The 26,474-nt window shown below is 47.2% G+C and carries 23 protein-coding genes and 1 pseudogene; 5 read left to right on the top strand and 19 right to left on the bottom strand.

Going from position 1 to position 26,474, the window contains the following annotated elements:
* Nucleotides 1-30 precede the first annotated feature (30 nt).
* Genes EL84_RS29615 through EL84_RS29625 form a run of 3 tightly spaced genes read right to left on the bottom strand, consistent with a single transcriptional unit; the run spans nt 31 to nt 3,816 of the window.
* Nucleotides 31-1,629, bottom strand: coding sequence for a UDP-glucose--hexose-1-phosphate uridylyltransferase (locus EL84_RS29615; protein WP_047844050.1), 1,599 nt, complete (start codon nt 1,627-1,629; stop codon nt 31-33).
* Between the two features lie 14 nt (nt 1,630-1,643).
* On the bottom strand, nt 1,644-2,633 hold the full coding sequence (gene galE / locus EL84_RS29620) for a UDP-glucose 4-epimerase GalE (RefSeq protein WP_047844051.1): 990 nt from the start codon (nt 2,631-2,633) through the stop codon (nt 1,644-1,646).
* Nucleotide 2,634: 1 nt separating this feature from the next.
* Nucleotides 2,635-3,816, bottom strand: coding sequence for a galactokinase (locus tag EL84_RS29625; protein ID WP_047844052.1), 1,182 nt, complete (start codon nt 3,814-3,816; stop codon nt 2,635-2,637).
* Between the two features lie 153 nt (nt 3,817-3,969).
* Here EL84_RS29625 and EL84_RS29630 point away from each other — a divergent pair, with 153 nt between their 5' ends.
* Entirely contained in the window at nt 3,970-4,944 is a 975-nt protein-coding gene (locus EL84_RS29630) for an AraC family transcriptional regulator (protein WP_235431605.1), read from the top strand.
* Nucleotides 4,945-5,024: 80 nt separating this feature from the next.
* On the opposite strand, the gene mgrA is transcribed toward EL84_RS29630, so the two are convergent.
* The 6 genes from mgrA to EL84_RS29660 form a co-directional block, all read right to left on the bottom strand.
* Nucleotides 5,025-6,032, bottom strand: a complete 1,008-nt coding sequence (mgrA, locus tag EL84_RS29635; protein ID WP_036616991.1) for an L-glyceraldehyde 3-phosphate reductase — start codon at nt 6,030-6,032, stop codon at nt 5,025-5,027.
* Between the two features lie 78 nt (nt 6,033-6,110).
* Complete coding sequence (locus tag EL84_RS29640) at nt 6,111-6,851, bottom strand: NAD-dependent protein deacylase (RefSeq protein WP_047844053.1); 741 nt, start codon at nt 6,849-6,851, stop codon at nt 6,111-6,113.
* A gap of 234 nt (nt 6,852-7,085) precedes the next feature.
* On the bottom strand, nt 7,086-7,853 hold the full coding sequence (locus tag EL84_RS29645) for an HAD family hydrolase (RefSeq protein WP_047844054.1): 768 nt from the start codon (nt 7,851-7,853) through the stop codon (nt 7,086-7,088).
* 64 nt (nt 7,854-7,917) lie between these two features.
* Entirely contained in the window at nt 7,918-8,685 is a 768-nt protein-coding gene (locus tag EL84_RS29650) for an alpha/beta fold hydrolase (RefSeq protein WP_047844055.1), read from the bottom strand.
* A 91-nt stretch (nt 8,686-8,776) separates the two neighbouring features.
* A complete protein-coding gene (locus tag EL84_RS29655; RefSeq protein WP_047844056.1) occupies nt 8,777-9,442 on the bottom strand; it encodes a bifunctional 2-keto-4-hydroxyglutarate aldolase/2-keto-3-deoxy-6-phosphogluconate aldolase in 666 nt (221 codons plus the stop codon).
* 86 nt (nt 9,443-9,528) lie between these two features.
* Nucleotides 9,529-10,494: a sugar kinase gene (locus EL84_RS29660; protein WP_047844057.1), complete on the bottom strand. Its 966-nt coding sequence runs from the start codon at nt 10,492-10,494 to the stop codon at nt 9,529-9,531.
* A 222-nt stretch (nt 10,495-10,716) separates the two neighbouring features.
* On the opposite strand from EL84_RS29660, the gene EL84_RS29665 reads away from it, so the two are divergent.
* The 3 genes and pseudogenes from EL84_RS29665 to ilvD all read left to right on the top strand — a co-directional run bounded on the left by EL84_RS29665 (nt 10,717) and on the right by ilvD (nt 14,126).
* Nucleotides 10,717-11,757 (top strand): acyltransferase family protein, encoded by a 1,041-nt coding sequence (locus EL84_RS29665; protein ID WP_047844058.1) that lies wholly within the window; start codon nt 10,717-10,719, stop codon nt 11,755-11,757.
* A 123-nt stretch (nt 11,758-11,880) separates the two neighbouring features.
* Nucleotides 11,881-12,123 (top strand): annotated as a pseudogene (locus tag EL84_RS29670) (KGG domain-containing protein); the annotation flags it as partial.
* A gap of 317 nt (nt 12,124-12,440) precedes the next feature.
* Nucleotides 12,441-14,126, top strand: a complete 1,686-nt coding sequence (gene ilvD, locus EL84_RS29675; protein ID WP_036616973.1) for a dihydroxy-acid dehydratase — start codon at nt 12,441-12,443, stop codon at nt 14,124-14,126.
* 85 nt (nt 14,127-14,211) lie between these two features.
* Here ilvD and EL84_RS29680 read toward each other — a convergent pair whose 3' ends face one another.
* Nucleotides 14,212-15,615: a polysaccharide deacetylase family protein gene (locus EL84_RS29680; protein WP_047844060.1), complete on the bottom strand. Its 1,404-nt coding sequence runs from the start codon at nt 15,613-15,615 to the stop codon at nt 14,212-14,214.
* Between the two features lie 174 nt (nt 15,616-15,789).
* Between EL84_RS29680 and EL84_RS29685 the strand changes: the two genes are divergently transcribed.
* Complete coding sequence (locus EL84_RS29685) at nt 15,790-16,986, top strand: AI-2E family transporter (protein WP_047844061.1); 1,197 nt, start codon at nt 15,790-15,792, stop codon at nt 16,984-16,986.
* On the opposite strand, the gene EL84_RS29690 is transcribed toward EL84_RS29685, so the two are convergent.
* From EL84_RS29690 to EL84_RS29730, 9 genes are all read right to left on the bottom strand, one after another.
* Nucleotides 16,965-18,776, bottom strand: coding sequence for a peptidoglycan D,D-transpeptidase FtsI family protein (locus EL84_RS29690; protein WP_047844062.1), 1,812 nt, complete (start codon nt 18,774-18,776; stop codon nt 16,965-16,967). The two genes, EL84_RS29685 and EL84_RS29690, sit on opposite strands and share 22 nt — an antisense overlap.
* Before the next feature lie 122 nt (nt 18,777-18,898).
* Nucleotides 18,899-21,187 carry a methyl-accepting chemotaxis protein gene (locus EL84_RS29695; RefSeq protein WP_047844063.1) on the bottom strand — a complete coding sequence of 763 codons (2,289 nt, stop codon included), beginning with the start codon at nt 21,185-21,187 and terminating at the stop codon, nt 18,899-18,901.
* A 234-nt stretch (nt 21,188-21,421) separates the two neighbouring features.
* A complete protein-coding gene (locus tag EL84_RS29700; RefSeq protein WP_047844064.1) occupies nt 21,422-22,750 on the bottom strand; it encodes a peptidase U32 family protein in 1,329 nt (442 codons plus the stop codon).
* A 17-nt stretch (nt 22,751-22,767) separates the two neighbouring features.
* Nucleotides 22,768-23,697: a peptidase U32 family protein gene (locus EL84_RS29705; protein ID WP_047844065.1), complete on the bottom strand. Its 930-nt coding sequence runs from the start codon at nt 23,695-23,697 to the stop codon at nt 22,768-22,770.
* Nucleotides 23,698-23,711: 14 nt separating this feature from the next.
* Complete coding sequence (gene mltG, locus EL84_RS29710) at nt 23,712-24,752, bottom strand: endolytic transglycosylase MltG (protein WP_235431606.1); 1,041 nt, start codon at nt 24,750-24,752, stop codon at nt 23,712-23,714.
* 76 nt (nt 24,753-24,828) lie between these two features.
* Nucleotides 24,829-25,143: a DUF1292 domain-containing protein gene (locus EL84_RS29715; RefSeq protein ID WP_047844066.1), complete on the bottom strand. Its 315-nt coding sequence runs from the start codon at nt 25,141-25,143 to the stop codon at nt 24,829-24,831.
* A complete protein-coding gene (locus EL84_RS29720; RefSeq protein ID WP_017686820.1) occupies nt 25,144-25,443 on the bottom strand; it encodes a DUF1292 domain-containing protein in 300 nt (99 codons plus the stop codon). It lies immediately after the preceding gene.
* Between the two features lie 12 nt (nt 25,444-25,455).
* On the bottom strand, nt 25,456-25,872 hold the full coding sequence (gene ruvX, locus EL84_RS29725) for a Holliday junction resolvase RuvX (protein ID WP_036616953.1): 417 nt from the start codon (nt 25,870-25,872) through the stop codon (nt 25,456-25,458).
* Between the two features lie 128 nt (nt 25,873-26,000).
* Entirely contained in the window at nt 26,001-26,261 is a 261-nt protein-coding gene (locus EL84_RS29730; protein ID WP_036616950.1) for an IreB family regulatory phosphoprotein, read from the bottom strand.
* Nucleotides 26,262-26,474 lie beyond the last annotated feature (213 nt).

A 26,474-nucleotide genomic window follows, 5' to 3' on the forward strand; every position in this document is an offset into this window, starting at 1 on the left:
TTATGGGCTGGTGTTCATCGTTCTACATGTCTATTCAGTATATCCCATGCTGCTTACAAAACGACGGAAAGCCTGGCGTCCTGCTTCATCATATTTGTAGACCCCTGCATGTTCCAGAATCTCGGCAAATTTCAAGCCAACTTCCTGCTGTACAATGGCAACGGCTTGTTCTTTGTCCAGGTTAGGACCAAACCGTTCAATCAATTCTTCCGCCCAGCCCAGATGTTTGTTCAACACATGATCAGAAGCTTTGGCGGCTTCAGCAAGTTTATCATTTCCAGCGAGGATATCCGCGATACTGTCCAGCTCTTCTTTCAAACGACCTGGCAGGATGGCAAGCCCCATCACTTCGATCAGACCAATGTTTTCTTTTTTCAAATGGTGCATCTCACGGTGCGGATGGAAAATCCCTTCAGGATGCACATCATTCGTGCGGTTGTTACGCAAGACGAGATCCATCTCATACCCACCGTCTGCACTGCGACGAACGATTGGTGTTACCGTATTGTGTGGTACTTGTTCCCCGTCCACTTCACTGCATGCTTCGATATCCACAGCAGAATCACTGTAGACCTTCCACGCTTCATATACGGCGTTACCCGCTTCTAGCAACTCTGCAGGATCGTGTGAAGCCAAACGCATTACGGACATTGGCCATTTCACAAGACTCAATGTAAGTCCAGGTGCATCCGCATGGCGGAAGACCGCCTCAGGCTGTGCATTTTGAATCGCGAATGTATGACGTCCGCCCTGGAAATGGTCATGTGTCAGAATTGATCCACCTACGATCGGCAAATCTGCATTAGATCCGATAAAGTAATGCGGATACTCCCCGACAAAGGCAAGTAGTCTGCGCAGTGTATCCTTCGTCAGCTTCATCGGCACATGATCATGATGGAAAATGATGCAGTGCTCGTTGTAGTACACATACGGCGAGTATTGGAACAACCACGGCTCGCTGTTAAGTTCCAGCGGAATAACTCTCAGATTCTGGCGGGCCGGGTGATTCACCCGACCAGCGTAACCTACATTTTCACGACACAGCTGGCATTTAGGATATACCGGCGGCGGAAGCAATTTCGCCATGGCAATCTCTTTTGGACTTTTCTCCGGTTTTGACAGGTTGATAGTAATCTCCATGTCTCCATAGGCCGTGTCCTGTGTCCAGTAGACGTTCTTCGAGATCCGATCCATACGGATGTAGTTGGAGTTAATCGACAAGTCATAGAATTGAGATGTGGCCGCCTCAATGCCTTCCGTCTGCTCCGTGTGGCGGAATGCGCGTACCACTTCGGATGGGCGTGCCATCAAATGACCCATGATTTTGGCATCCAGCAAATCACGGAATGTATCACTATTTTCAGGAATGAGTCCAATGGAAAATCCATAATCGATCAACGTATCCAGCATAGCCTGTGGGCCATCGGGCACATTCATGTCCAACTCGCCGGCATAAGGCTCTGAGAATCCGAATTGTTCCAGCAAGAGGTTGCGGCTGTAATCCCAATCCGCTTCCTCGATTAATTGTTTCTGCAAGGCAAATGCAACCAGACGTTCAATGGCATGCAGTGCTTCCTGCTGCTCCGGTGTCCGCTCTGTGGCACCTGCTGCAATATGAGTCTGTGACATAAGGTGTTCGCCTCCTAGTTTTTTCCGTAGCCGTCAGGACGTGATTGGTGCCAGCTCCAAGCGCTTTGAATGACATCTTCCAGATTGGTCCATTTTGGATTCCAGCCCAGGACAGATCTCGCTTTTGCAGATGAAGCTACCAGCACAGCCGGATCACCTGCACGACGTGGCTCCTGTACAACCGGGATATCGAGGCCAGTCACTTTTTTGGCTGTTTCGATCACTTGTTTCACTGAGAATCCTGTACCGTTACCAAGGTTAAACACATTACTGTTCTCACCTTTACGAAGATAATCTACTGCACGCAGATGTGCATCAGCCAAGTCGCTCACGTGGATATAGTCACGGATACATGTGCCATCTTCTGTTGCATAGTCGTCACCAAACACGGCGATGTGCGGGCGTTGTTTCAAAGCCGTTTGCAGCACCAGTGGAATCAGGTGACTCTCTGGTTGGTGATCTTCACCAATTTTACCGCTGTCATGTGCACCGGCTGCATTGAAGTAACGCAGGGAAACGTATTTGATATCTTGAACTTTATCGAACCATGACATCATGCGTTCCATCATCAGCTTTGTTTCGCCGTATACGTTGGTTGGTTCTGTACGATCGCTCTCTTCGATTGGCACTTTCTCAGGCTCACCGTAGGTAGCTGCTGTAGAGGAGAAGACGATGCGGCGTACGTTCGCTGCATTCATCGCTTCCAACAGACAGAGTGTACCAAACACGTTGTTGTCATAATATTTAACCGGGTCTTTCATACTCTCGCCTACGAGTGAGTTGGCTGCAAAGTGAATGACTGCATCGATTGGATTCTCAGCGAACAGCTTCGCCAGAATTTCTTTGTCACGCAGATCCCCTTCATACAACTTACCGCCGAGCAACGCTTCACGATGCCCTGTCTGCAAGTTATCCAGTACAACAACTTCTTCTCCACGTTCCAACAATGCTGCTACTGTATGAGAACCAATATACCCTGCTCCACCTGTCACCAAAATTGCCATTTTACTTCGCCTCCTTCAATTCTTTAACACCGTCGCCTACACCGCATACATAGAAATCACCTTTGAGATTGGTACGCGCTTCATATGCAGCGCCCACTTCGCTTACAAAACGTTCGACATCATCTTCATGCACAAGTGATACGGTACAACCGCCAAATCCTGCACCAGTCATCCGGGCACCAAGCGTGCCTGGAATCCGCTGAGCTTCTTCAACCATAACGTCCAGCTCATCACAGCTTACTTCGTACAAGTCACGAAGCGATTCATGAGAAGCGTTCATCAGCTTGCCGAAGGTTTCCAGATCGTTACCCTGCAATGCTTCGACCGATGCGAGTACACGCGCGTTCTCTTCCACAACATGTTGTGCACGCTGTCTTACTTTCTCATCCTTGATCTGATCCTGTAATGTTACGAACTGCTCTGGCGTCAATTGAGCCAGGTAATTCAGTGCAGGCAGCTGTTCCTTCAAGATGGCAAGTGCCTGCTCGCATTGGGAGCGACGTTCATTGTAAGCCGAATCCACCAGACCGCGGCGTTTGTTCGTGTTACCGATGACCAATTTGTAGGAGCCTGTACGGAAAGGAACCTTTTCATACTCCAGTGTGTCACACATCAGCAGAATCGCGTGATCTTGTGCACCGTTAGCGACAGCGAACTGATCCATGATTCCACAGTTGACACCTACGAACTCATTTTCCGCTTTCTGGGACAAAAGCGCCAGTTGAACCGTATCAATATCTGCTACGCCCTCCAGAGACTGAATCGCAAATCCGGTGAGTACCTCCAGTGATGCAGACGATGAAAGTCCTGCCCCGTTCGGAATCTCCCCGTGGTACAGGAAGTCATACCCTTTTGTTACATTCACGCCCTTGCCTTGCAGTTCAACCATGACACCAACAGGATAGTCGGTCCATTCTCCGGTTTTTTCCTTACCGATGGAGGAAGTGTCTAGTCCCCCTTCATAAGACATGTTCGTGGAAGCCAGTTGCAACTTGTTGTCCTGACGCTCACGAATGATCAATGTTGTTCCGAATTCAAGTGCTGCCGGAAGCACGTATCCACCGTTATAGTCAATGTGCTCACCGATCAGATTCACACGCCCCGGGGCATGAAACACACGGATGTCCGCTCCACTCTCTCCGTACTTCTCAATAAACTTTTGTTTCAATTCAGTTACGTTCATTGCTGGTGCACCTCGCCTCGTTGTTGTGGTTTTCTTAATGTTATTATATAAGAAAGCGGTGCCTCATGTAATGCAACCATGTGTGTTTCATATGGATAAATGTGACCTTAAGGCTTATAATGATCGGAGCATCCCAGAAAGAAGGAAATGACCATGGCAGATCACTCAAACTCGAAGAAAGACTCCCTTGCACCTTCTATAGAGAAAATTCAGGAACCACCTTCCGGTAAAAGCGGAGCACTCAGTTATTCGGTTGCCTCCAATCCCGTCTATTATGAACAAGGAGCGCTGCATGTCCTGTTTGCCGGGGCAAGCCAGACACTTCCCGGTCACGCCCTCGGACCCAAACTGTTTGATTATTATCTGCTGCACTATGTAGAAAAAGGAGCTGGTACGTTCCGTACCGAACTGCACACCTACGAGTTATCCGAAGGTGATTGTTTCCTCATTCATCCCGGGCAGCTGGTAAGCTACCAGTCACATGCCCGCAACCCATGGCAATATCGCTGGATTGCCTTCACAGGCAGCCAGGCTGGCCAACATGCCGAGGAGGCGGGATTCCGCCCCGAGAAGTCCGTTTTTCATGCTGGACCATCCTGTGGAATATCCGATTGGCTATCCGTGATGCAGGATGCTTTTGCCGAGCGCAAAGAAAGCTCCCATTTCACATCACTGGGTACGTTATATATGATTCTAGCCGAAGCACAGAATCACCTTTCGCAGGGTCAAACCTTAATTCCCGGTGAATCCTCCATCCGACGTACGGTGAAACAGATGATTCAATATATGTCTACCCAATATGCCTACCCTGTCTCCATTGAACAAATGTCTGCGAGTCTTGGATACAACCGCGCGTATCTATCCCGTATTTTCAAACAGGAAACCGGTCTTTCCCCAGTCACCTATCTGCTAAAACTACGGATCGACAAGTCGCGCCAACTCCTGAGAGAACGCCCGGATCTGTCCATCGAACAGGTATCTGCATCGGTTGGACTGCCAGACGCACTATATTTCTCCAAACAGTTCAAACGATTTCACGGTGAAGCGCCTAGCTTGTATCGAGAGAAAATACTGTCCCGTCCACTACATCAGGGGTTACAGCAGAATGCTCAACAAATCAAACGGTGAGCAACACAACGGACGGAACACGTACGACAAAAAAAGGTGCATTCCGCCATTATGGCTAAGATGCACCTTTTACACTTTATTTATTTGTCATCAGGCTCCGGAGACAGGATGGATTCAATCCGTTCCAATTCCTCTGTAGAGAAATCCAATTGGCTGAGTGCAGCCACATTCTCTTCAATCTGGGAAGGACGACTTGCGCCAATAAGCGCGGAAGTTACCCTGCCATTACGCAGCACCCATGAGAGTGAAAATTGGGCCAAACTCTGACCACGGGCTGCTGCAATCTGGTTCAGCGCACGCACTTTGCGGAGCGTCTCTGGAGAGATGTTGTTTTCATTCAGGAATACCGACGGTCCTTTGGCACGTGAGTCTTCCGGGATACCATTCAAGTATTTGTTCGTGAGCACACCTTGTGCCAATGGACAGAATGCAATACTGCCTGTTCCATACTCATCCAGCACGTCCTGCAAACCATCTTCAATCCAGCGGTCCAGCAGCGAGTATTTCGGTTGATGGATTAACAGGGGCGTACCCAGACCTTTCAGAATTTCGGCAGCCTGTCTCGTCTGCTCTGCGGGATAGTTGGAGATCCCTACATAAAGGGCTTTGCCCGAGCGAACAATATGATCCAGTGCCATCATCGTTTCTTCCAAAGGCGTTTCGGGATCATAACGATGTGAATAGAAAATATCTACATAATCCAGGCCCATACGCTTCAAGCTCTGATTCAGACTGGATACCAGATTTTTGCGTGAACCCCACTCGCCATACGGCCCGGGCCACATATAATACCCCGCTTTGGTGGAGATCACCAGTTCATCACGATAAGGTTTCAGATCCTGGGCCAGTACCTGTCCAAATAACTGCTCTGCCGAACCTGCCGGTGGGCCATAATTGTTGGCAAGATCAAAATGTGTAATGCCCAGATCAAATGATCGGGTAATCATATTACGGCCATTCTCAGCGTTATTAATACCGCCAAAATTATGCCACAGCCCCAGTGAAATCGCTGGCAGTTTCAAACCTGAACGTCCAACGCGGTTATATTTCATCGTTTCATAGCGAGTATCGCTTGCTACGTAGACCATTATGAATCCCTTCTTTCCCCAGGTTCCGCCTCTTGTATCCGGTCTATACCGGATAATGCGGTTATTCAGTACGTACGTTTAACCAAGAATCTGGTCCACATTATTCATTACCTCGCCAATCGGCTCTGTAATCAGCAAATCAGCCCTGCTGTCGTAAGCGGTAGGTGTAGCGTTGAGCAGAACGGTATGTTTTCCCTGAAAATACGTAATTAACTGGGCCGCCGGATATACCGTCAGTGACGTGCCTCCCACGAGTAACAGATCTCCAGAAGACAGTGCATCAATGGAACGATACAATGTCGTCTGATCCAGCTCCTCTTCGTACAGCACCACATCCGGTTTGATCACACCACCACATGTGGTACAGCGAGGCACGGTATATTGGGACTGTATAATATCATTTAGCGTATAAAACTGCTTGCAATCCATGCAGGCATTACGATGAATTGAACCGTGAAGTTCAAAAACATTGCTGCTACCTGCCTTCTGATGTAGTCCGTCGATATTTTGCGTGATCACTGCCTGAAGTTTTCCCGCCTGCTCCAGACGGGCCAATAGTCGATGACACCCATTTGGTTCCGCATCTGGATGAAGCATTTTTCCACGATAAAAATCATAAAAAATATCAGCATGTTGATCAAAAAAATGCCGGCTTAATAACTCTTCCGGTGGATAAGGCGAATGCTGCTCCGTCTGATACAGACCCGCAGCCGAGCGGAAGTCGGGAATCCCGCTTTCCGTTGAAGTCCCTGCCCCTCCGAAAAAAACAATCCGGGAGCTTTCCTGAATCCAGGCAGCCAGTTGTTCTGTTGCGTTCATCCTCTCTCCTCCTTTTATTTACTATATAAATTGAACTAAAGAATATTTACACTGACCACTCCGAGGACAGAACAACCTTCCGATCGCTGTTATCCACAGATTTTTTTTGATTCCTTTCCTAAGGGGAAAATCCGAGGATAAAGGCGAACACTCCGTTTCTTCAGGTTATTTCTGTCCTCTCCATTTCGTGTAAATGTTAGTTCAATTTATATAGTCCAATCAGGTCAGGGTGACTTATAAAATCACGCTTATCTCATTATAATGACGAATAATGGCATGGGCATCAACCAGGTGAGATCCTTGATCTAACTGCGGACAGTAACCGAGGGTATAGGATACCTCTGCGTGACGCCCCATCTGCATATCCCCATTGCTGTCTCCAATTACAACGGCCTCCGCAGGATCGATATGTAATTCACGGCAAGCCAAGAGTGCTGCTTCTCCATCTGGTTTGCCCTGGGTCACCCGATCACAGCCCACAATGGAGGTGAAAAAGGAACGGATCCCCATCCAATCCAGATGTGTTTCTGCTGCCGCTGTACTGTCTGAAGTGACGACTGCCAGAGGTATGTCTGCTGCCCTGCAACTCTGTAAGAAAGCAAGTAATCCTGGCATCGGTTCAGCCGATTTGCGCTCTCTTACCGATTTCATGGCCACACTTGAAAATTGGCGTATCGTTGTGATCGCTTCATTCCATGGCATGCCTGCTGCATATAACTGCCCGGCAAGCAATCCCGTGCACTCATCCACAGTCGCAATGGCAAGTGGACCTTGCGGATCATAGCCGACAATGTGACCTTCTGCATTATGAATAGTGCCCAGGACGTGCTCCCGTTCAACCGTAAATGAAGCTCCAAGCTCATTCATACGTGCTTGTAACTGACTCAGCAACGTCTCTGCCCACGGCCCCCATAACTGGAGGAATTCCAGCAGTGTTCCATCTTTATCGAACAGGATAGCTTTACATGGGATCTGCGCTCCATTCACTTGAAGCATGGTCATCCATATCACCTCCATCAAGTTATGCTATAAATGCATTCAACCCTTAATGCAGAATAATCAAAATCTACTTGATGGTACTTAACCAAGCCAGTACCGTCTTGACCGTCTGATTCAGCTGTTCTTCTCCACTCACTTCCGCCTCGCCATCTCCTTTTTGATGACCATAATCACCGAACTGGGCGTGGTTACCACCTTCAATGGTGTAATATACCGTGTCTTCTGGAAGATACATTCGTCCACTCTGATACTTCGTAGCATTCACGACCTCATCTTTAGTACCCAGAATAGATAAAGCAGGTATTCCAAGTGACTTTGCGCTTCCTTTTTCATCCGGGTAAGATGCCAAGAAGAAGATCCCGTGAAGTGCATCTGGATGTGCGGCTACATAACGTGCAGCCATGGACCCGCCGAGAGAGTGTCCACCCATAACAAATTGTTCTTCTGGATATGCGGCCAGAATCTCATCTGCCAAGTTTGGCTTAAGCACTGCCAGGTTAACTGGCATCTTGGCAATAATCGTGTGATGACCCGCAGCAGCCAGCTCATGCGCAAGTGGTGCATAACTTTCCGGTTTTACCAGTCCACCAGGATAGAAAAGTACACTTTTCCCCGTCGGTTTGTCTGGCACAAAATCAATCCAGTTCTCTTGTTCACTCACCGTCACCGGATTGGCTGTTTCCATAGCCGTTTGGGCTGTTTCCTGTGGACCGTATGGTGTGAATAATTTCCACGCAACAAATCCACATCCAATGACAATGAGCGCCAGAAGTACGAGCAGGAATTTCCCGATGCCCCTCTTCTTGCGCCCTGTATTATACCGATTTCTCAACATTAATCACCTTTCTTCACTTCCGCAGGTGCCGCGGCTCACAGAATTGGGAGCCTTCGTCCATCAGGCTCCCCTCTTCTACGAATTAAAAATATTATTCAGCCTTGGCCTTGCGGTAAGCATCCATATATTGTTCCGCTTTGCGACGGACATGACTCAGGTCACCCGTCTTCACAGCTTCCGCTGTCAAGTCGGAGCCGATCCCTACAGCGACTGCTCCACCCTTGATCCAATCCCCCAGATTAGACAAGGATACCCCGCCAGTTGGCATAAAATTCGCCTGCGGCATAGGGCCCTTCATCGTTTTGATAATCGAAGGATCGTACAGATTACCCGGGAACAACTTCACAATGTCCACACCGAGTTCCAATGCGCGTTGAACATCAGCAATCGTCATCACACCAGGCAGAATTGGAATTCGATACAGGTTGCAGATCTGCACGGTATCCGGGTTCAGGGAAGGTCCGACTACAAACTCGGCACCCGACATGATGGCCGCTCTTGCCGTTTGCGGTTCAAGCACCGTTCCCGCACCAATAATCGCGAATTTCTCTGGATCTTGTGTGTTCCAATGGTATACACGGCTTAATTTTTCAATGGCTTTGAGGGCACTGGGTACTGTCATCGTAATCTCGATAACTTTAATGCCACCCGCAATCGCTTGCTCGGCCATGGCAATGACTTGATCCGCAGAATCTGCACGCAGAACTGCCACAACCCCATTGTCCGTAATCTTTTGCAACAGCTGAAGCTTCTTCATTTCATTCTCTCCCTTGTCAATGTGGTGGTTGTGTATACAAGCCTTACATTTAAGAACGAAGATGAGCCATATATGATTTAGAGCGACTAACGCTCAACATGGGCAACGTTGTTCAGCTTGGCCTCGACCTGCCCCCACGTCGGGAGCGCCTCCCAATCGCCAACAGCCTGTATAACCATGGAGCCGGTCAAATTGCCGAGACGGGTTGCTTCCTGCGGGGAGTATCCTTTTAATAAACCCGATAAAAATCCCGCACAGAAACCATCTCCTGCTCCTACCGTATCCAGAACATAATCCGCCTTAAAGTACGGAACTTCCGTTAGGGTACCATTCGCCAATACATAGGTCAAATCAGGGCCACCCTTCACGATGCACACAGCATTCATGGCAGATAAACGCTCAAGTACTTTTTGATCATTTTCTTCGTTATATAGAAGTTTCATCTCGTCCAGACCCGGTAAAAAGTAGTCTGCCAGTTCAGCTAAACGCAGTAAAACTGGACGGGCCTCATCCGCAGACCATAGTTTGAGACGCAGATTTGGATCAAAGCTTACTTTCACCCCTGCCTGTTTGGCAATATGTATGGCAGCTTCTACCGTAGCAAGTCCGGAGGGGCTTATCGCTGCCGTTATCCCCGTAACGTGCAATATCTTCGCCCCGGCAATATAGTCGGGATCCAGATCATCAGGTGTGATCGCACTTGCAGCAGATAGCTTCCTATAATAATGCACCGAAGCTTTCCCGGAAGCGTTCTCACGAATCATCAAACCAGTGGGCTCGTCATCACTTAAACGTACTCGGGATACATCTACGCCTTCACCGCGAATGGCTTTCAGAATCATACTGCCCATCGGATCATTGCCCAAGCGTCCAAACCAACCACTGGTATGCCCCAGGCGGGATACACCAATAGCCAGATTGCTCTCAGCACCCCCGAAAGACTTGTCCAGTGTGGCTGCATATTCCAGCCCTCTTGTATCCTTGGCAGTCAGCAAACCCATACTCTCCCCAAACGTAATAATTTCCGGGCTTGGATAGGGACTCGTTGACATGATTTCTTCCCTCCTTATAGTTACATTCCCTCATCTTCTTTTTCTATTGTCATCCTCTATGCAACCGTTGTCAATCCCGTTGCGTTCATTTTGTTGTCACAGCTTTGATAAAAGATAACGCTTACTAATGTGAATTAAATCACAATAGATAATGAACATCCATATTACCCTTATTACAGATGCAAATGACCTTGCAAACAGGGTCTATAAGGGGGCTACACCATGAAAAATCAGACACTGATCCGGGATGATCAGGAATCTTTCTTTTACAATCTGCGCTTTATGCTTATCGTCTGTGTCCTAGCTGGTAATGCACTTGAACCACTCATTACACGTTTTGCAGGAGCGGAAGCTCTGTTCCTGTGGATATATACGTTTCACATGCCACTCTTTGTATGGGTAACCGGGTATTTTGCGACACACTCACTCCAGGGTGAATCTGGGCGAAACGTCCTGAAGCAGATTGCACTACAGTATGTACTGTTTCAGTCCTTATACGCATTGATGGACTTCACCGTATTCCACACACCCCATATGCGGCTATCCTTCTTTGCACCTTACTTGCTGTTATGGTTTCTCGCGAGTCATTTCTGTTGGCGACTGTTGCTTCGTCTGACGATTTCCTGGAAACCGATATATCGGCTGATTGGATCCGTTGCGCTCGGTATAATTGCCGGGTATTTGCCCATCGACGGGTTCTGGCTCAGCTTCAGCCGTACGTTTGTTTTTCTGCCGTTTTTTGTCATCGGTTATGACTATGGAGCAACCATCCGTTCACGTTTATTATCCGGTTGGGGGCGAAAAACCGCAGCCATCTTCTCTGCAGCACTGTTGGTATGGATCGGGTATGGGGGTTTGAATATTTCATCCGGATGGTTACTCGGAAGCATGACGTACGCCGAATTGGGTCACCACGAATGGTATGCCGGCATCTTCCGGGTGGGTGTCTACTTGCTGGAAATCGCATCTGCAGCACTGTTCTTGGCTTGGGTACCTTCCTTGACTTCCAGACTGACGGACCTTGGACGACGCACACTCTATGTGTTCCTGCTGCATGGGTTTCTCGTTCGTCTCGCAATCTGGTCCGGAGTCTACAGTTATATGGGAAGCTCGGCGTATATTCCAGTCATACTTGTCATTGCCATACTCTTCGCAGTCACACTGGCTCTGCCGGCTGTACGTCACACGTTCAAACCCGTAATTGAACCAGATATATCCCGATTTTCTTTCAATCGACATGAGGTGTTTAAACGGTCGGCCTAATTCTCTGACGGATCTCTTCACCATCGATTCTATCCTAGTGAATTGTTTCAGGCTGGAAATAAGGTGGTAAATTAGGGATACGCGCTACAAAAAACAACTTATCGTTGTAAGGAGTGATTTGTAATGGCACGTCAACAGACGTCAGAACACAAGATGAGCCGTGAGGAAGCTGGCAGATTAGGTGGCAAAGCGACTTCCAAGAACCATGACCGAAGCTTCTACCAGATGATTGGAAAAAAAGGTGGAGAAGCGACTTCAGATGCCCATGACACTGACTTTTACAAGCAGATTGGTCGCAAGGGCGGCGAAGCAACCTCCGAAACTCATAATAAGGAATTCTATCGTGAGATTGGACGCAAAGGCGGAAGCAACTAATTAATTCCGCTCGCCACATCGAAACATGATCATAGCTTTCCCGTAAATCAAGAAGTCTAATTCCATGAAAATGGTTTGAGGCTTCTTTCTATTGATTGTAGAAATATGACGACGGTTGTGATAGACTCAATAGAAAAACCGGGTGTTCACGGGTTTAAAGCAGCAAAGAATTTCACAAACTACGGGGAGCTCGACACCGGCATGCCGGTCCTTTTTTTTAGAGTACGGATGAAATTAAACGACAGATGCACTGCCATTTACTTTTCCATTCATGTTGCTCAATATTATATATTTGGGGGGAATACACCATGTCAGCCAAGAAGATGCGTTCCGATATGATCAAAAAAGGTTTTGACCGTGCACCACACCGGAGTTTGCTCCGCGCAGCGGGCGTTAAAGAAGAGGATTTCGGCAAGCCGTTTATTGCCGTATGTAACTCATACATCGATATCGTGCCCGGCCACGTCCACCTTCAGGAATTCGGTAAAATTGTAAAGGATGCTATTCGTGAAGCCGGTGGCGTTCCATTCGAATTCAACACCATCGGAGTAGATGATGGTATTGCCATGGGACACATTGGTATGCGTTACTCGCTGCCAAGCCGTGACATTATCGCGGATTCCGTGGAAACCGTTGTATCTGCACACTGGTTCGACGGCATGGTATGTATCCCGAACTGTGACAAAATTACACCAGGCATGATGATGGGTGCGCTTCGCGTAAACATCCCTACCCTGTTCGTAAGTGGTGGACCAATGAAAGCTGGTCGTGACAGCAATGGTAAAGCTCTTTCCCTGACTTCCGTATTTGAAGGTGTAGGTGCTTACCAAGCAGGTAAAATCGATGATAAGAGCTTGCTTGAACTTGAACAGTTCGGCTGTCCAACATGTGGATCATGTTCCGGTATGTTTACTGCAAACTCCATGAACTGTCTGGCAGAAGCGATGGGACTGGCTATGCCAGGTAACGGAACCATCCTTGCCGTTGCTCCTGAGCGTCGTGAGTTTGTTAAACAATCCGCTACCCAATTGATGGAACTCATCAAAATGGACTTGAAACCACGTGATATCGTAACTGTAGAAGCGATCGATAATGCGTTTGCACTGGATATGGCGATGGGCGGATCTACGAATACAGTACTGCACACGCTGGCACTGGCTCATGAAGCAGGTATCGAGTATCCAATCGAACGTATTAATGAAGTAGCTAACCGCGTTCCACATCTGGCGAAACTTGCACCTGCTTCCGATCTCCACATCGAAGACGTTCACAATGCAGGCGGCGTAAGCGCAGTGCTGAACGAATTGCTCAAGAAACCAGGCGCAATTCATGGAGACTGCATTACGGTAACAGGTAAAACAATCCGTGAGAACGTTGAAGGAAAAGAAATTCAGGATACAAATGTCATTCATCACCTGGATAACCCGCATTCCGAAAAAGGCGGCCTGGCTGTATTGTTTGGTAACCTTGCACCACAAGGCGCTATCATCAAAGTTGGTGCAGTTGATGCTTCGGTTGGCGGATACCACAAAGGTCCTGCCATCTGCTTTGACTCCCAGGAGCAAGCGCTCGAAGGTATTGCTAACGGCAAAGTAAAAGAAGGACATGTTGTTGTTATCCGTTATGAAGGACCAAAAGGCGGACCAGGTATGCCTGAGATGCTGGCTCCTACTTCCCAGATCGTAGGTATGGGATTGGGTGCCAAAGTTGGTCTGATCACCGATGGACGCTTCTCTGGAGCATCCCGCGGAATCAGTATCGGACATATCTCTCCGGAAGCAGCTGAGGGTGGTCCAATCGCCTTTGTTGAAGAAGGAGACATCATCGAGCTGGATCTGAACAACCGTATCATCGAATTGCACATCAGTGACGAAGAGTTTGAACGTCGTCGCGCAGGTTGGAAAGGCTTTGAACCGAAAGTAAAAACCGGTTACCTGGCTCGTTATTCCAAACTGGTTACCAATGCAAGCAACGGTGGCGTACTGAGTATCTAATTCACTAATAAATAAAGGGTTGCTCTTCTGCCAAATCTGGCGAAGGGCAACCCTTTTCTTTTGCTGGTTGGTGTTATCAGTCCGTTTAGTTCCGCTCTGGCAGTATCTCTTGTTCAATTAACAACGATTCATCTCTGGATTCTTCTACCGTTGCTGCTACCTGCATCGTATGTTGACCGTAACGTTCCAATAATAGATCCAGTGGCATGGCAATCATCTTGGGTACCAGTTGTTCAGTACGCTGTTTCAAACGTTTGGTTCCTGCCGGGTGGATTACACTTAACAGCAGCTTCAAGTATACTTTGGATGCAGCACTGAACGGTCCAGGAGGCAATTCTTGTATGGTAAATCCGAATTTTTCTGGGCCTCTGTTAATCATACTCACACCGTATATGGCCTTGGCAGAGCGTAACTCGGGTTCGTGTGCCACCATGCGTGCCAAATCAGGCAATTGCTGTTCCATCGTCCTAATCATGCGAATAGCCAAATGCATACTGGAACGTGACGTCACTCCAAGTTCAAACAACTTCTGATTGTCAAAATGTAGTTCTATCACCGGATCTCCATTTTGAATGACATGGCCATCATTCATCTCCACCCGTGCTCCGTGATATACACGTGATCTGAAGTGCAGCATTGGGTCCTCTGGCGAAGCCGTCCGTAGATGGTATACCCAGTGGAACAACTTCTCCCAGCCCAACCATAAGGCAACAACGATTCGTTTCCATAGCTTCAATGGTGTCTGTAATTGCGTTTTGTTCTGAGATTCGCTCACTATGATACCTCCCATCAACGTATCAACGCGTACGCTTTGCAGGCCTAGCCGTTCAGCTTCCTGCAAGACGACTTCCAGCGCCTGAAGCATCTGCTCCGGCGCGTGTGCATCAGCACCAAGGGTCGTTCCTCGATCATGCAACAGCATGACCTCTCCGCCTCTCAGTTCCTTCAGCATCCGTTCGGTCAATCTCTGGGCACCTACTCGGCTTCTCCAGTCTTCAAACATGGAGGACCACAGTACAATTTTTCGTTCTTTCTTGCTGAAAAAATCAAACAAATTCATAATCCCCCACGGTGGACGATAATAACAAGTCTTCACGCCGGTTACTTCATGAATAATCTGACCTGTTCGCTGAATCTGATCTCGAACGGTACGTGGCCGCATGAGCCAGTTCGTCTTGTGAATATAATTATGAATGCCAATAAGATGACCTTCCTCATGTATGCGCTGTATGAGTTCAGGATGACTCGCTGCATGTTCTCCAACGACAAAAAATGTGGCTTTTGCTTGATGCTGACGAAGCAGATCGAGCAGTCTTGGCGTATAATGTGGATCTGGTCCATCGTCAAACGTTAATGCAAATTGTGTATCACTTCTTCCCCGTCGAAATACACGAAAACCAAAAAGCCTACTGATCAAACTTGGAATAAAGGCGTAAAAAGATGAAAGATACAATAACCACAGTAAAATACTATGAAGTATCGTTGTCATGTTGCAAGCTCCCCACTTCTCCTGCTGAATTACGGTGCACTATGGCACTATCTAAAATAAACCGCCTTTAATTTTATCATAGTTCAGACTTTTCTTGAATCCTGTTTTCCCAAAAAGATAGCTATCGTGTACAATAAATACAATCTAATTATTGCCATCAAAGGAGCCATGTCCATGCTACCGCTTTACAAAAAATACGGGCGAACTGTCTTTGACATCGCATTGCTCGTATTAACCGTGTATGTGATCATGTACGGTTTCAGTCAATTATACCATGTGGCTGCACCGGTCTTTCTATCATTCATTGTGTATTGGATGATTGAACCGCTGGCTAAATTTTTACATCGCAAAGGATTGCCCAAGACACTTGGAGCCGCCATCTCCGTCTTGTTGTTTCTTGCATTAATTGTCGCTGCCTTTTTTGGGGTAGGCTTGATTATCATTTCACAAATTTCCAATCTTCAAGATAATTTCCCCGTATACATTGAAATGATACAACGTGAATTCACCAATCTTGTTTTATTCATTCAGGACAAGTCAGACGCTCTCCCTGATGGAGTTATGGAAAAAGCGAATGATTATTTTGCAACACTGACCGGGTTCCTGTCCAAATGGGTAACTAGCGGAGCGCAATTCGTAGTAGGTTTCCTCAGTTCATTCTCTTCGTTTATTACGAACTTCGGAATTGCGATTATTCTGGCATTTTTCCTCAGTATCGAGATTGAATCCTGGCGCAAGTTCGCCCGTGCGAAAACGCCCAAAACATTAAAGTTAGCTATTGAATTCATGCGTAATCACGTGTTCAAAACAATCCGCTCGTATCTGAAGGCACAGATGATCATGATGCTCATTACGTTTGTATTGATTTATGCAGGTTTGTTGATTTTGGGAACCTCTAATGCCTTTACCATTGCAGCAGTCTGTGCGGTTTTTGATCTGGTACCCTTGCTTGGCGTTCCTGTTGTATTTATTCCATGGATCGTCTACTTATTCATTATTGGCAATAGTAGCCTGGCGATTGGCCTGATTGTGATTCTGGCAGTAACGATGCTGACACGGCAGTTGCTGGAACCAAAAATATCGGGTAACTCGATTGGTGTATCTTCGGCGTACTTGATGCTTTCGTTTATGCTGATCTCCCTTTCGATCTTTGGCCTGGCTGGTGTAGTGTTATCTCCAGTGCTTCTGATCCTTCTGAAAGAACTGTTACAACAAGGATACTTGCAAAAGTGGATTCACCTGCCAAAAGATGAATTTGAATCCTCTCCATTGGTCATGGACCCACCCGTTAGTAAGGCCTCAGCGAATTCTGCCGAGTCTACTGTACACCGTCCCATTCCTGCGAAGGATCATGAGGACTCCGCCAAATAGTCCATCACCTTCCTGAAGAGAGCCGTCGCCTGATGTTGGCTGTCAGGAGAGACATTTTGAACAAGAACAGCTACAGCATATTGGGGTTGTTCTACCGGTCCATAACCAATGAACCATTGATTGTTGCGCTTCTCTCCATGTTTCTGTACCTGAGCTGTACCTGACTTCCCTGCAACATGCCACCGCGCACGCTGCAGGGATTTTCCTGTTCCCTCACGAACTACCTTATTCATCCAGGATAACAGTTTATGCGCTGTTGCGGGAGCAATCTGTCCTGATGCTGAAGGTGAATCATGCAAGGGCATTTCCAACATGGTGCCACCATCCGCATATCGGATGCGCTTAACGAGACGTGGGGCACTAACCTTTCCATCATGTAACAGTGTAACGATCAGATTGGCAGCTTGCAGCGGTGTGACCAAGACATCTCGCTGACCAATTGCTGTCTGTATTTTTGCACCTTCATCAGCAGAAGAAACAGCCTCTGTTCTCACACGCCCGTGATCCTCATGATCAAAGTGTCGTAACACAGGCATTCCTGCCATCTGCTTCCCTTCCCAGCCAATCGGACGCGCGAGTCCCAGACGATCAGCCGTGTTCTCCAGTTGTTCCATACTCAGCCTGCGCGCCGTTTCTGCGAATACGATGTTGCAAGACTCAGCGAATCCTTGCTCCAGATTCAAGTCTCCATGACCATGCTCCTTCCAGCAAGACAACCCATATCTTCCGTACTCACCACCACAATGGAATTCTTCTCCGTTAGAAACCGCACGATACTCCAATGCGGCAGACGCAGTGACAATTTTGAAAATAGAACCCGGTACGGCTCCCTGTATTGCACGATTCCTCCAGGCCGATTTTTTAGGGTCCACATGTTGTGGCTGATAGAAAGGGCGGGAGATCATGGCGCGAACATCTGCGTTAGCGGCATCTAACACAACAATGGCCCCTTCTTGTAATCCAGATTCTTGCGTCAACCCCTCCAACCCACGCTGTAACTCAGCATCTACTGTGGTTTCTACACGTAAAGGATAATGGCTATTGGCCGGTGCAATGACGTGCGGCTGAATATCAGGGATAATCTCCCCACCACCCGAAACCATGCGTGATACAAGCGTAGGACCAATTCCCCTTAACAGGGGTTCAAGTGTCCTCTCCAGTCCAGCTGCTCCTGATTTCATGGCAAATGGCTGTTTCACTTCATCCTGATGCCCAGTCAGAATTTTGGAGGACTCAGGCTGTTCAGCCAGATAACCCATCCACTGCATTCCTGTATGCCCCTGAAGGTACCTTGTCATCATCGGATAGATGCCCGCTCCTTGCAGGTGCAAACTACGTAGGCGCTCCACCTGAGCAGCGGTCAAATGAACAGGCTGATGTGTACCTGCTGTCCAAAAATGAGGTATACTTTCCTGATTCCATTCCTTCTTCAATTGATCCGGATCGGTATGTAATATAGCTGCCAACTGTATCATCTCGGAGCCTTCTAATGCCCCATCCTTGCGTAATTTCTCTAATGGACTTGCCTTTGGAAAAAGAACCAGTCCCCATTGCAGCTTACCGGTCAACGCCTCACCCTTGTAATCCGTAAATTGTCCCCGCCCCGGGTCAAGTATCACCCCGCGTTCACGCTGCAATACAGACATTTCACGTACCGTTCGGTGAAATCCAGGCATCGTCTGATTCACCTGAACGATCTGAACCCATCCCAATCGTAATATAAGCAATCCAAAGACAAGAGTTAGAAGAATACAAGTTATATAGATTCGCCGTTTCGCAAGGAGATGCATCCCAATCTCACCTTTTGTCGTTTTGACATATTATTGCTGATATGGCTTGGAATTATCCGGTAAACAAAAAGAAAACCTGTCCCATGTGCGGGACAGGTTCTCCTCATTTCAACCTTGGCTTGTTACACCGTAAAGCGTGACAAAGTTTCTTTCAGTTCAGTAGAAACATTCTCCAGTTTGCCAGACAGATTGACCAGCTGGTTACTGATATTTTGCTGTTCACTGCTCAAGGAAGCTACTTCTTGGGACGTTGCAGAAGATTCTTCAGCTACAGCGCTGACATTGCTCATGGCTTCAGACAACGTACCTTGAGATTTGTTCAAATCTCCAATAGAACCTGTCACCATGCCCAGACGTTCCACAAAGGCACCCATCTGTTCCTGTACGGAAGCAAAGATGACGTTGGTGTCTTTAACCGCATCCATCTGTTCCTTGAATAAAGGATAAGCTGCCGACAAAGCATCCACGGTCTCATTCATTTCAGTCATGATTTTGTCTGTAATCTCTCCAACCATCTCAATGGATTGTCTGGATTGAGCCGCGAGCTGACGAACCTCATCAGCCACCACCATGAATCCGCGTCCGGCAGCACCGGCACGTGCTGCTTCAATGGTTGCATTCAGGGAAAGGATATTTGTCTGTTTCGTTATGTTTTGCAGCACTTCAAGCACTTTCAGAACAGAAGACGTACTCTCTTTCAGTGAATCAACCTTATTCACCAGTGCACCAATCATTTCTTCTGTCTTCTGCGTTTTGGTCATCAACTGATTCAGATGTTGTGTTCCTGTCTGACTGGACTTCTCTACATGACGAGCAGAATCACCCATCTGTTCATTAGCAGCGATTACACTCTGCATCTGACGAGAGATATTGTCAGTTAATTCATTGCCACGTTCCGCTTCGGTTGCCAAACTGCCCGCACCGCCTGCGATTTCTTCTGTAGCTACAGCAATCTCCGAAGCAGACACAGCCGTTTTCTTGGATGCACTGCTCAGCTCAGAGGCCGTATCCAATACTTCCTGTGCAGAACGATTGGTTTGTTCAACCAGCTTAGTGATCTGCTCCATCATCAGATTGAAGGCGGTCGAGAGCTGACCAATTTCATCTTGGGAGCTATATGGTGTACGAACTTTAAGATTACCTTTCGCACCTTCCTGCATCAGGTCTTTCAATTTGCCAAGTGGACGAGCGATCATACGCACCATCCAGATCCCGATCAATACTGCAATCCCCGCATCAATCAGCGCCATCCACAGGGTCAGAGTCAGAATACCTTTTGCGTCCTGAACCAAAACAGAGGTAGGTATCATACCAACCAGTATCCAATTGGATGTGTCCATCGTACTGTATACAGCCAGCATTTCCGTAGATTTGCCATCTACCGTATACTCCGTATTCGTACTACCTGCTGGTTCGGTCAACTCTTTGACAAATGCAAGCTCTGTATCTTGTCCTGTACGATCCGAGATGGAAGATGCAACCACTTTATTATCCGGAGCAATTAGTTGAAGAATAGCTCCTGGCCCCAGATCAAGCGATTTCAATTGTTCCTCCAAAACTTCCAGTTTCAGTTCAATAACCAGAACATACGACTGAGTCGTCCCCTGCAAGTTTTTCATGGAACGTGCAATTTTAAACGTTGGCGTTGAGCCACCTTCTTTGACCTCTGTTGGAAGCCAGCGATAACCGCCCGCCTCAATTAACTCACTGTACCATGCTTCCTGGCGAATGCTGCCCATGGATGAACTGTTGCTGCCGGTACCCATAATGGACTTTGTATCGTCCGTAGGTACCAAATAAATCGCTTCCATAGATTTATTTGTAAATGCAACATTGGACAGTTGCTTGTTGATTGAACTTGAGTTCACGAATGTATCATACGCAGTCAAATTCGTATCTGACATTTTTTGTAGCAAGGACTGCATTTCCGGATCAAAGAAAATCTGTGTGGATGTATCGACAAACCTCTCCAAAATGATGTCCATTTTTTGCTTGGTCTGATCAATGGTCTCCTGATTGGCACGCGAGGCATTTTTCTCTATCGTACCCTTGGCTTTTGAATAGGATAATAGACCTAAACTCACTACAAAAATCATGATCCCCGCAAAAAAGATCAAGAACAGTTTAACCCCTACGGATTTGACCGGATTTGCCTTCCTAATTTGTTTGAAAGAAGACCCTCCAAGGTTTTTCCAATCCCGGTTTTTTAATTGTTTTTTTACCCAATCGGTCTTGATCCAGCCCAGCTTCAATTTACTACGGTCAAACTTAAGTAATTTTTTCCCATTCCCTGTAATTTTACTTTTACCTACTTTTTCTTTCTTCACTTTCTGAACCTGCTCAGGGTTAACCTGCTCGGCTTTTGTCACTTGCTCCCCACTGTCTTTCTGCTTCTTTTGAACCATTCCCATTCACCTGCCAGTTATTTACTTGTTGGATTTTTCTTTCTCTCCCCTATAAATATGTAGTATTCGACAGCTTTCTTCGTTCCCCTTTCACTTTCCAGAAATATTTTACAACTTTATTCCTATTTTTCTATAAAAAAAAGACCCCCATCTGCCGATAAACGGAGGTCCCCATGTAAATTTCATAACACTATGTTGTTAAATCATAATACAATATTGACACATTGTAGGTATTTGAGCCTACTTCTTTTTTCTCATCATATCGAAGTACGAAACCGGTTGATCTACCTTCATTTTAATCAGTTGCAACGGGTGACGAGCAGCATCTAGAACATTGCCTACTTCATCCTGTATTTCACCGACGACCTGTTTGAAAAAGTGACCTCCCGGACCGAAAAATTCGATTTCCTGTCCTGGTTTGAAGTGATTGCGCTGTTGAATGGTTGCCATTCCTGTTTCAGCATCATACCCCATGACCAATCCAGCAAAGTCAAAAGGTACGGCCTTTTCTTCCGGTTCATAGATATGATCTTCATGGTCTGGTGTATCATAGAAAAATCCGGTATTCAGCGGGCGATTTGCCGCTTTGTTCATTTCTTCAACCCATTCAGGTTTCAGAACATAATTTTCCGGGTCCGCCATATAGGCATCAATAGCTTGACGGTAGACGTTAACCACAGTTGCCACGTAGTGGATCGATTTCATACGTCCTTCGATCTTGAAACTGTCCACACCCACATCAATCAACTCGGGAATATGGCCAATCATGCACAGATCCTTAGATCCCATGGAGAATGAATTATCTTGTTCCTGGAAAAGGGGAAGCTGGTTCTCACCTAGTTTGAATGGCGCAGGGGCCTTCATCTGCATGTCCTCTTCGCTGACCCACACCGTATCTTCTCTCGCATCCTCAAACAGATCATACTTCCAGCGACAAGATTGGCAACAGCCGCCGCGGTTGGAGTCCCGATCCGTAAAGTGATTGGAGAGCACACAACGTCCGGAATACGAGGAGCACATCGCCCCGTGAATAAAGGCTTCAATTTCGATATCCACATTGGCCTTGATCTCTTCGATCTCTTCAAAGCTGGTCTCACGTCCGAGAACAACACGTGGAAGTCCTTCATCTTTCCAGAACTTCACGGCTTGCCAGTTGAGTGTGGATTGTTGAGTACTTAGATGTACCTCAAGGCCTGGCACAGCACGAAGCGCTACTTCAATAATAGCCGGATCGGCTACGATGATCGCAGAGATTCCCGCATTATAGAGGTTTTGCAGGTACGTTTCGATACCCTCAACATCCTCATTATGTGCATAGATGTTTGTCGCTACGAACACCTTGGCTCCATACTTTTTGGCAAACTCCACACCTTCACGCATCTCTTCAAAGCTGAAGTTATCCGCGTTGGAACGCAGTCCATAGGCCTGTCCACCGATATATACGGCATCTGCACCGTAATGGATCGCAAATTTCAGTTTTTCCAGATTACCCGCCGGAGCTAGCAGCTCCGGTTTGTCCAGACGGTTACGTTTCCCCGAGAACTTCCGCTGTACCGCCACTGTTTCCATTCTGTTCACCTCGTCTATTAATACACTTGTTCTTTATAGAAAAATCCAAACGACAATTCACGTTCAGGGTCCTGTAACTTCCGCACCTCAGCGAGCCACTCTTCAGAGAACGCATATGCATCAGCATCGGCTACATAACTGTCAATCGCTGTCCGATATGCACGTACAACAGCTTCATTGTAGGTGAGTGATTTTAACATACCTTCAATTTTGAAACTGTGCACACCCGCCTCCATCAACAGATGAAGATCTTCGAGGATACATATATCCTCTGAGCTCATAATGTGTGTACCGTTAATATCCTCGTAGATCGGGAATTTCTCATCCCGACGTTCAGCCTCGATCAGGAACAATCCCCGCTCTTTCCCCAGATGTCCCTCAACCGGCCGCCCTTGATGAGCCATGTAACTTTGTACCAGACTGCGCTTGGAATGATAAATATTCGTCATGCCATGCACCTGAACCTGAGCTTCCACCTTCAAAAAAGGAACCATTTCCGTCAACTCGTCCATATTCAACTCTCGGGCAAGTACAACTCGACTAGCTCCCTTGGTTCCCCAATAGTTAGCCGTCGCATAGTTCGTTGAAGTCATCTCCGCATTCCAGTGCAGCTTCACATGTGGAGCGTATTCCTTCATGGTAGCCAGCACGGATGGATCATTAAACTCCACACCATCAATACCGATTCTGCCAAGTGCTTGAACATATTCAGGCAATTCTTTCAACAGTTCGTTGGACATCAGATTAGTCATGGATACATACACACGCGCCTGATGTTTGGCTGCAATGGCAACCACCTCTGCTGTCTCTTCCACGCTAAAGTTGCCTGGAAGACGCATGCCGAATCGATCATCTCCAATGACCAGAGCATCTGCTCCAGCCTGGAGCAGCACTTCTGCCTCTTTCACATTCGCTGCTGTAACGAGCAGTTCATGTTTCTTACTCATATAATCCCCTCCGCTTATTGCGCAGCCTTACTTTTGGCTATATTTTGCTGGTGTTCCTTATACGTTTTGGCAAATAGATGTCCAGACGAGCCATCCTTTTTTGTCACATAGAACAGATACTCCGAAGCTTCCGGATTTAGCGCTGCCTCAATGGACGGAAGACTTGGACTGGCAATTGGACCGGGTGGCAAGCCTTTGTTCAGATACGTATTATAGGGACTTTTCACCTTTAGATCCTTGAAAAACAATCGTTCCTTCGGTCTGTCGAGCAGATATTGCACGGTAGCATCAATCTCCAGCTTCATATCCTGATTGATCCGATTGTAGATTACACCTGCAACCAGAGCACGTTCCTCGTCCACTACAACTTCTTTCTCCACGAGTGACGCGATCGTCAGCAGTTCATGTAGGGAAAGGTTCTTTTCCTGGAGCTTGGCTTCCAAATCAGGAATGGAATTAATCTTGGTCTGGAATTCTTCCAGCATCCGTTGCATCACATCATGCGTGGAACTTCCCTTTTTCAGCTCATACGTCTCCGGGAATAGATACCCTTCCAATACGTAGCGAAGTTCTTCATCCACTGGAATGTCTTTGATGATATCTACATCAAAGGCCGAAGGATCATTGGCCAGCTTGATGAATTCATCCCGATCTGCAACATGCTCATAAGAAAGCTTACCCGCCATTTGCAGAACGTTATAACCCTCCGGAATCGTAAATTTCACCATTTCTTCCGGTACAACTTCGCCACTACTCAGCTTGCTAACAATCTCATCATATGTCACGCCAGGATTCATTGAATATGTACCCGCCATGAAATTAGAACCTAGTTTCTTCCACTTTAAATACCCTTTGAAGGTTAACCCGCTTCGGATAAGGCCTTCTTCTTGAAGCTGATCCGCGATTTTCGAAGTTCCCGATCCGCTCTTAATCTCGAATACGACCGGTTCTGTAGAAGCTTCCACAGGACGCATCATACTCCACACGTAACCGCCTGCGCCTCCGACAAGGACTACAATGATAAGCAGTATGACTACAATTGCTTTCCCTTTCAAAAAAGAAACAACTCCTTTACACAACCAAAAAGAGCGGACTTCTCCGCCCTCCCGGTTTCTTCAATTTGAAGCTGATTTAATCTTCGTCAATGGGGAGTGTACACTCATCATACAGTTCCGAGATGTTCTCCCACTCATCGTCATCGTCGATCGTAACTAACTCTGGCATGATCTGGTCTTCACTTCCAGGTGATACCCGCAGAAGTTCAACCTCGTCATAAGGTCGCAACGAACTGCGGAGCACCGCGTACTGCTGACCGTTCACTTCGAACTCAGCCAACAAGTCATACGGTTGTGATTTACCGTTCTCTTCCTCGAGCTCAACATGAGCACCGAATGCCAGACGCAGTGAATCTGTCCATTTCAGGTCTTTGCGGCTATATTCCGTCATTTAGTTCGCTTCCTCTTCATCTTCAGCAAGAAATGTATTAAACGTCTCCTCGACGATATCCCATTCGGCATCATCTTGGATGACGAAAAGTTTAATATCGTCGCCCTCTTCTTCATAACGGAATGCATATACATCCGTTTCGCCATCTTCAGGTTCAACCGGAGCAACCATCATGTACTTGGCCTCCGAACCATCTACTTCAAACTTCATGATGACTTCAAATTCCTCTTCATTACCCTCGTCATCCGCAATGTAAATAATTTCCGCTTCTTCTTCCATACCCAGTTGATCTTCAGCCATTGTTGATCCCCCTCACCTTCTACTATTGGCATCCAAATAATTTTGCAAAATCAAGCTTGCGGCCATTTTGTCCACAACCTGCTTGCGTTTTTTCCGACTGACATCCGCTTCAATCAGCGTACGTTCTGCTGCCATGGTTGTCAGCCGTTCATCCCAAAGGTGAACAGGTAAATTCAGTTCATCCCGCAGGCGATCGGCAAAAGCAATGCATATCTCACCGCGCGGTCCTACGGTGCCGTTCATGTTTTTGGGAAGTCCGACTACGATCTCACTAATCTCATGCTCACGCACAAGTTCGGCAATCCGAGCGAACTCGCCTTCATCACGGCGGCGTTCTAGCACTTCCAATCCCTGGGCAGTCCAACCGAAGGCGTCACTCGCGGCAACTCCGATTCTTCGGTCCCCATAGTCCAAACCTAATATTTTCATCCATGCTCTCCCATCCTGGGGCCTGCTCAGGTCGATTACAAATAATCGCCTTCTCAAGCTTCAGGCTGTCTTCTGTCGGTTCATTTCCCGCTGCCTGCAAGGCTGCAACACAGCGGAAGCGGCGTACATTACCGGTGATTGGCCAGATAGGAACGTACAAGCTCTTCAATCAGCTCATCGCGCTCCTTTTTACGGACCAGACTACGTGCGTTGTTGTGACGAGGAATGTATGCCGGGTCTCCGGAAATCAGATACCCAACAATCTGGTTGATCGGATTATACTCCTTATCGACCAATGCATCATATACCGTGAGAAGAATCTCTTTGGATGATGCTTCCTGTTCGTCACCTTTCACATTAAATTTAACCGTCTTATCCATGGAGTCCATTGATGACACCTCGCTCCTGCATGAACATGGGGACCATGTCCTGCCGAATTGATTTCTGTTTATATAATAACATATTCTGACTGCCACAAGTAAACAAAGGATAAGGCAATTGTGTTTTTTGCTTGTCCTTTACTGGCTTCAGCATATTGCATCATTCGATTCCACACGCTCTCGGGTACAAAAAATAAACGAACAGAACCATTTCGATTTATT

Source organism: Paenibacillus sp. VT-400 (assembly GCF_001029205.1).
GTDB lineage: Bacteria > Bacillota > Bacilli > Paenibacillales > Paenibacillaceae > Paenibacillus > Paenibacillus amylolyticus.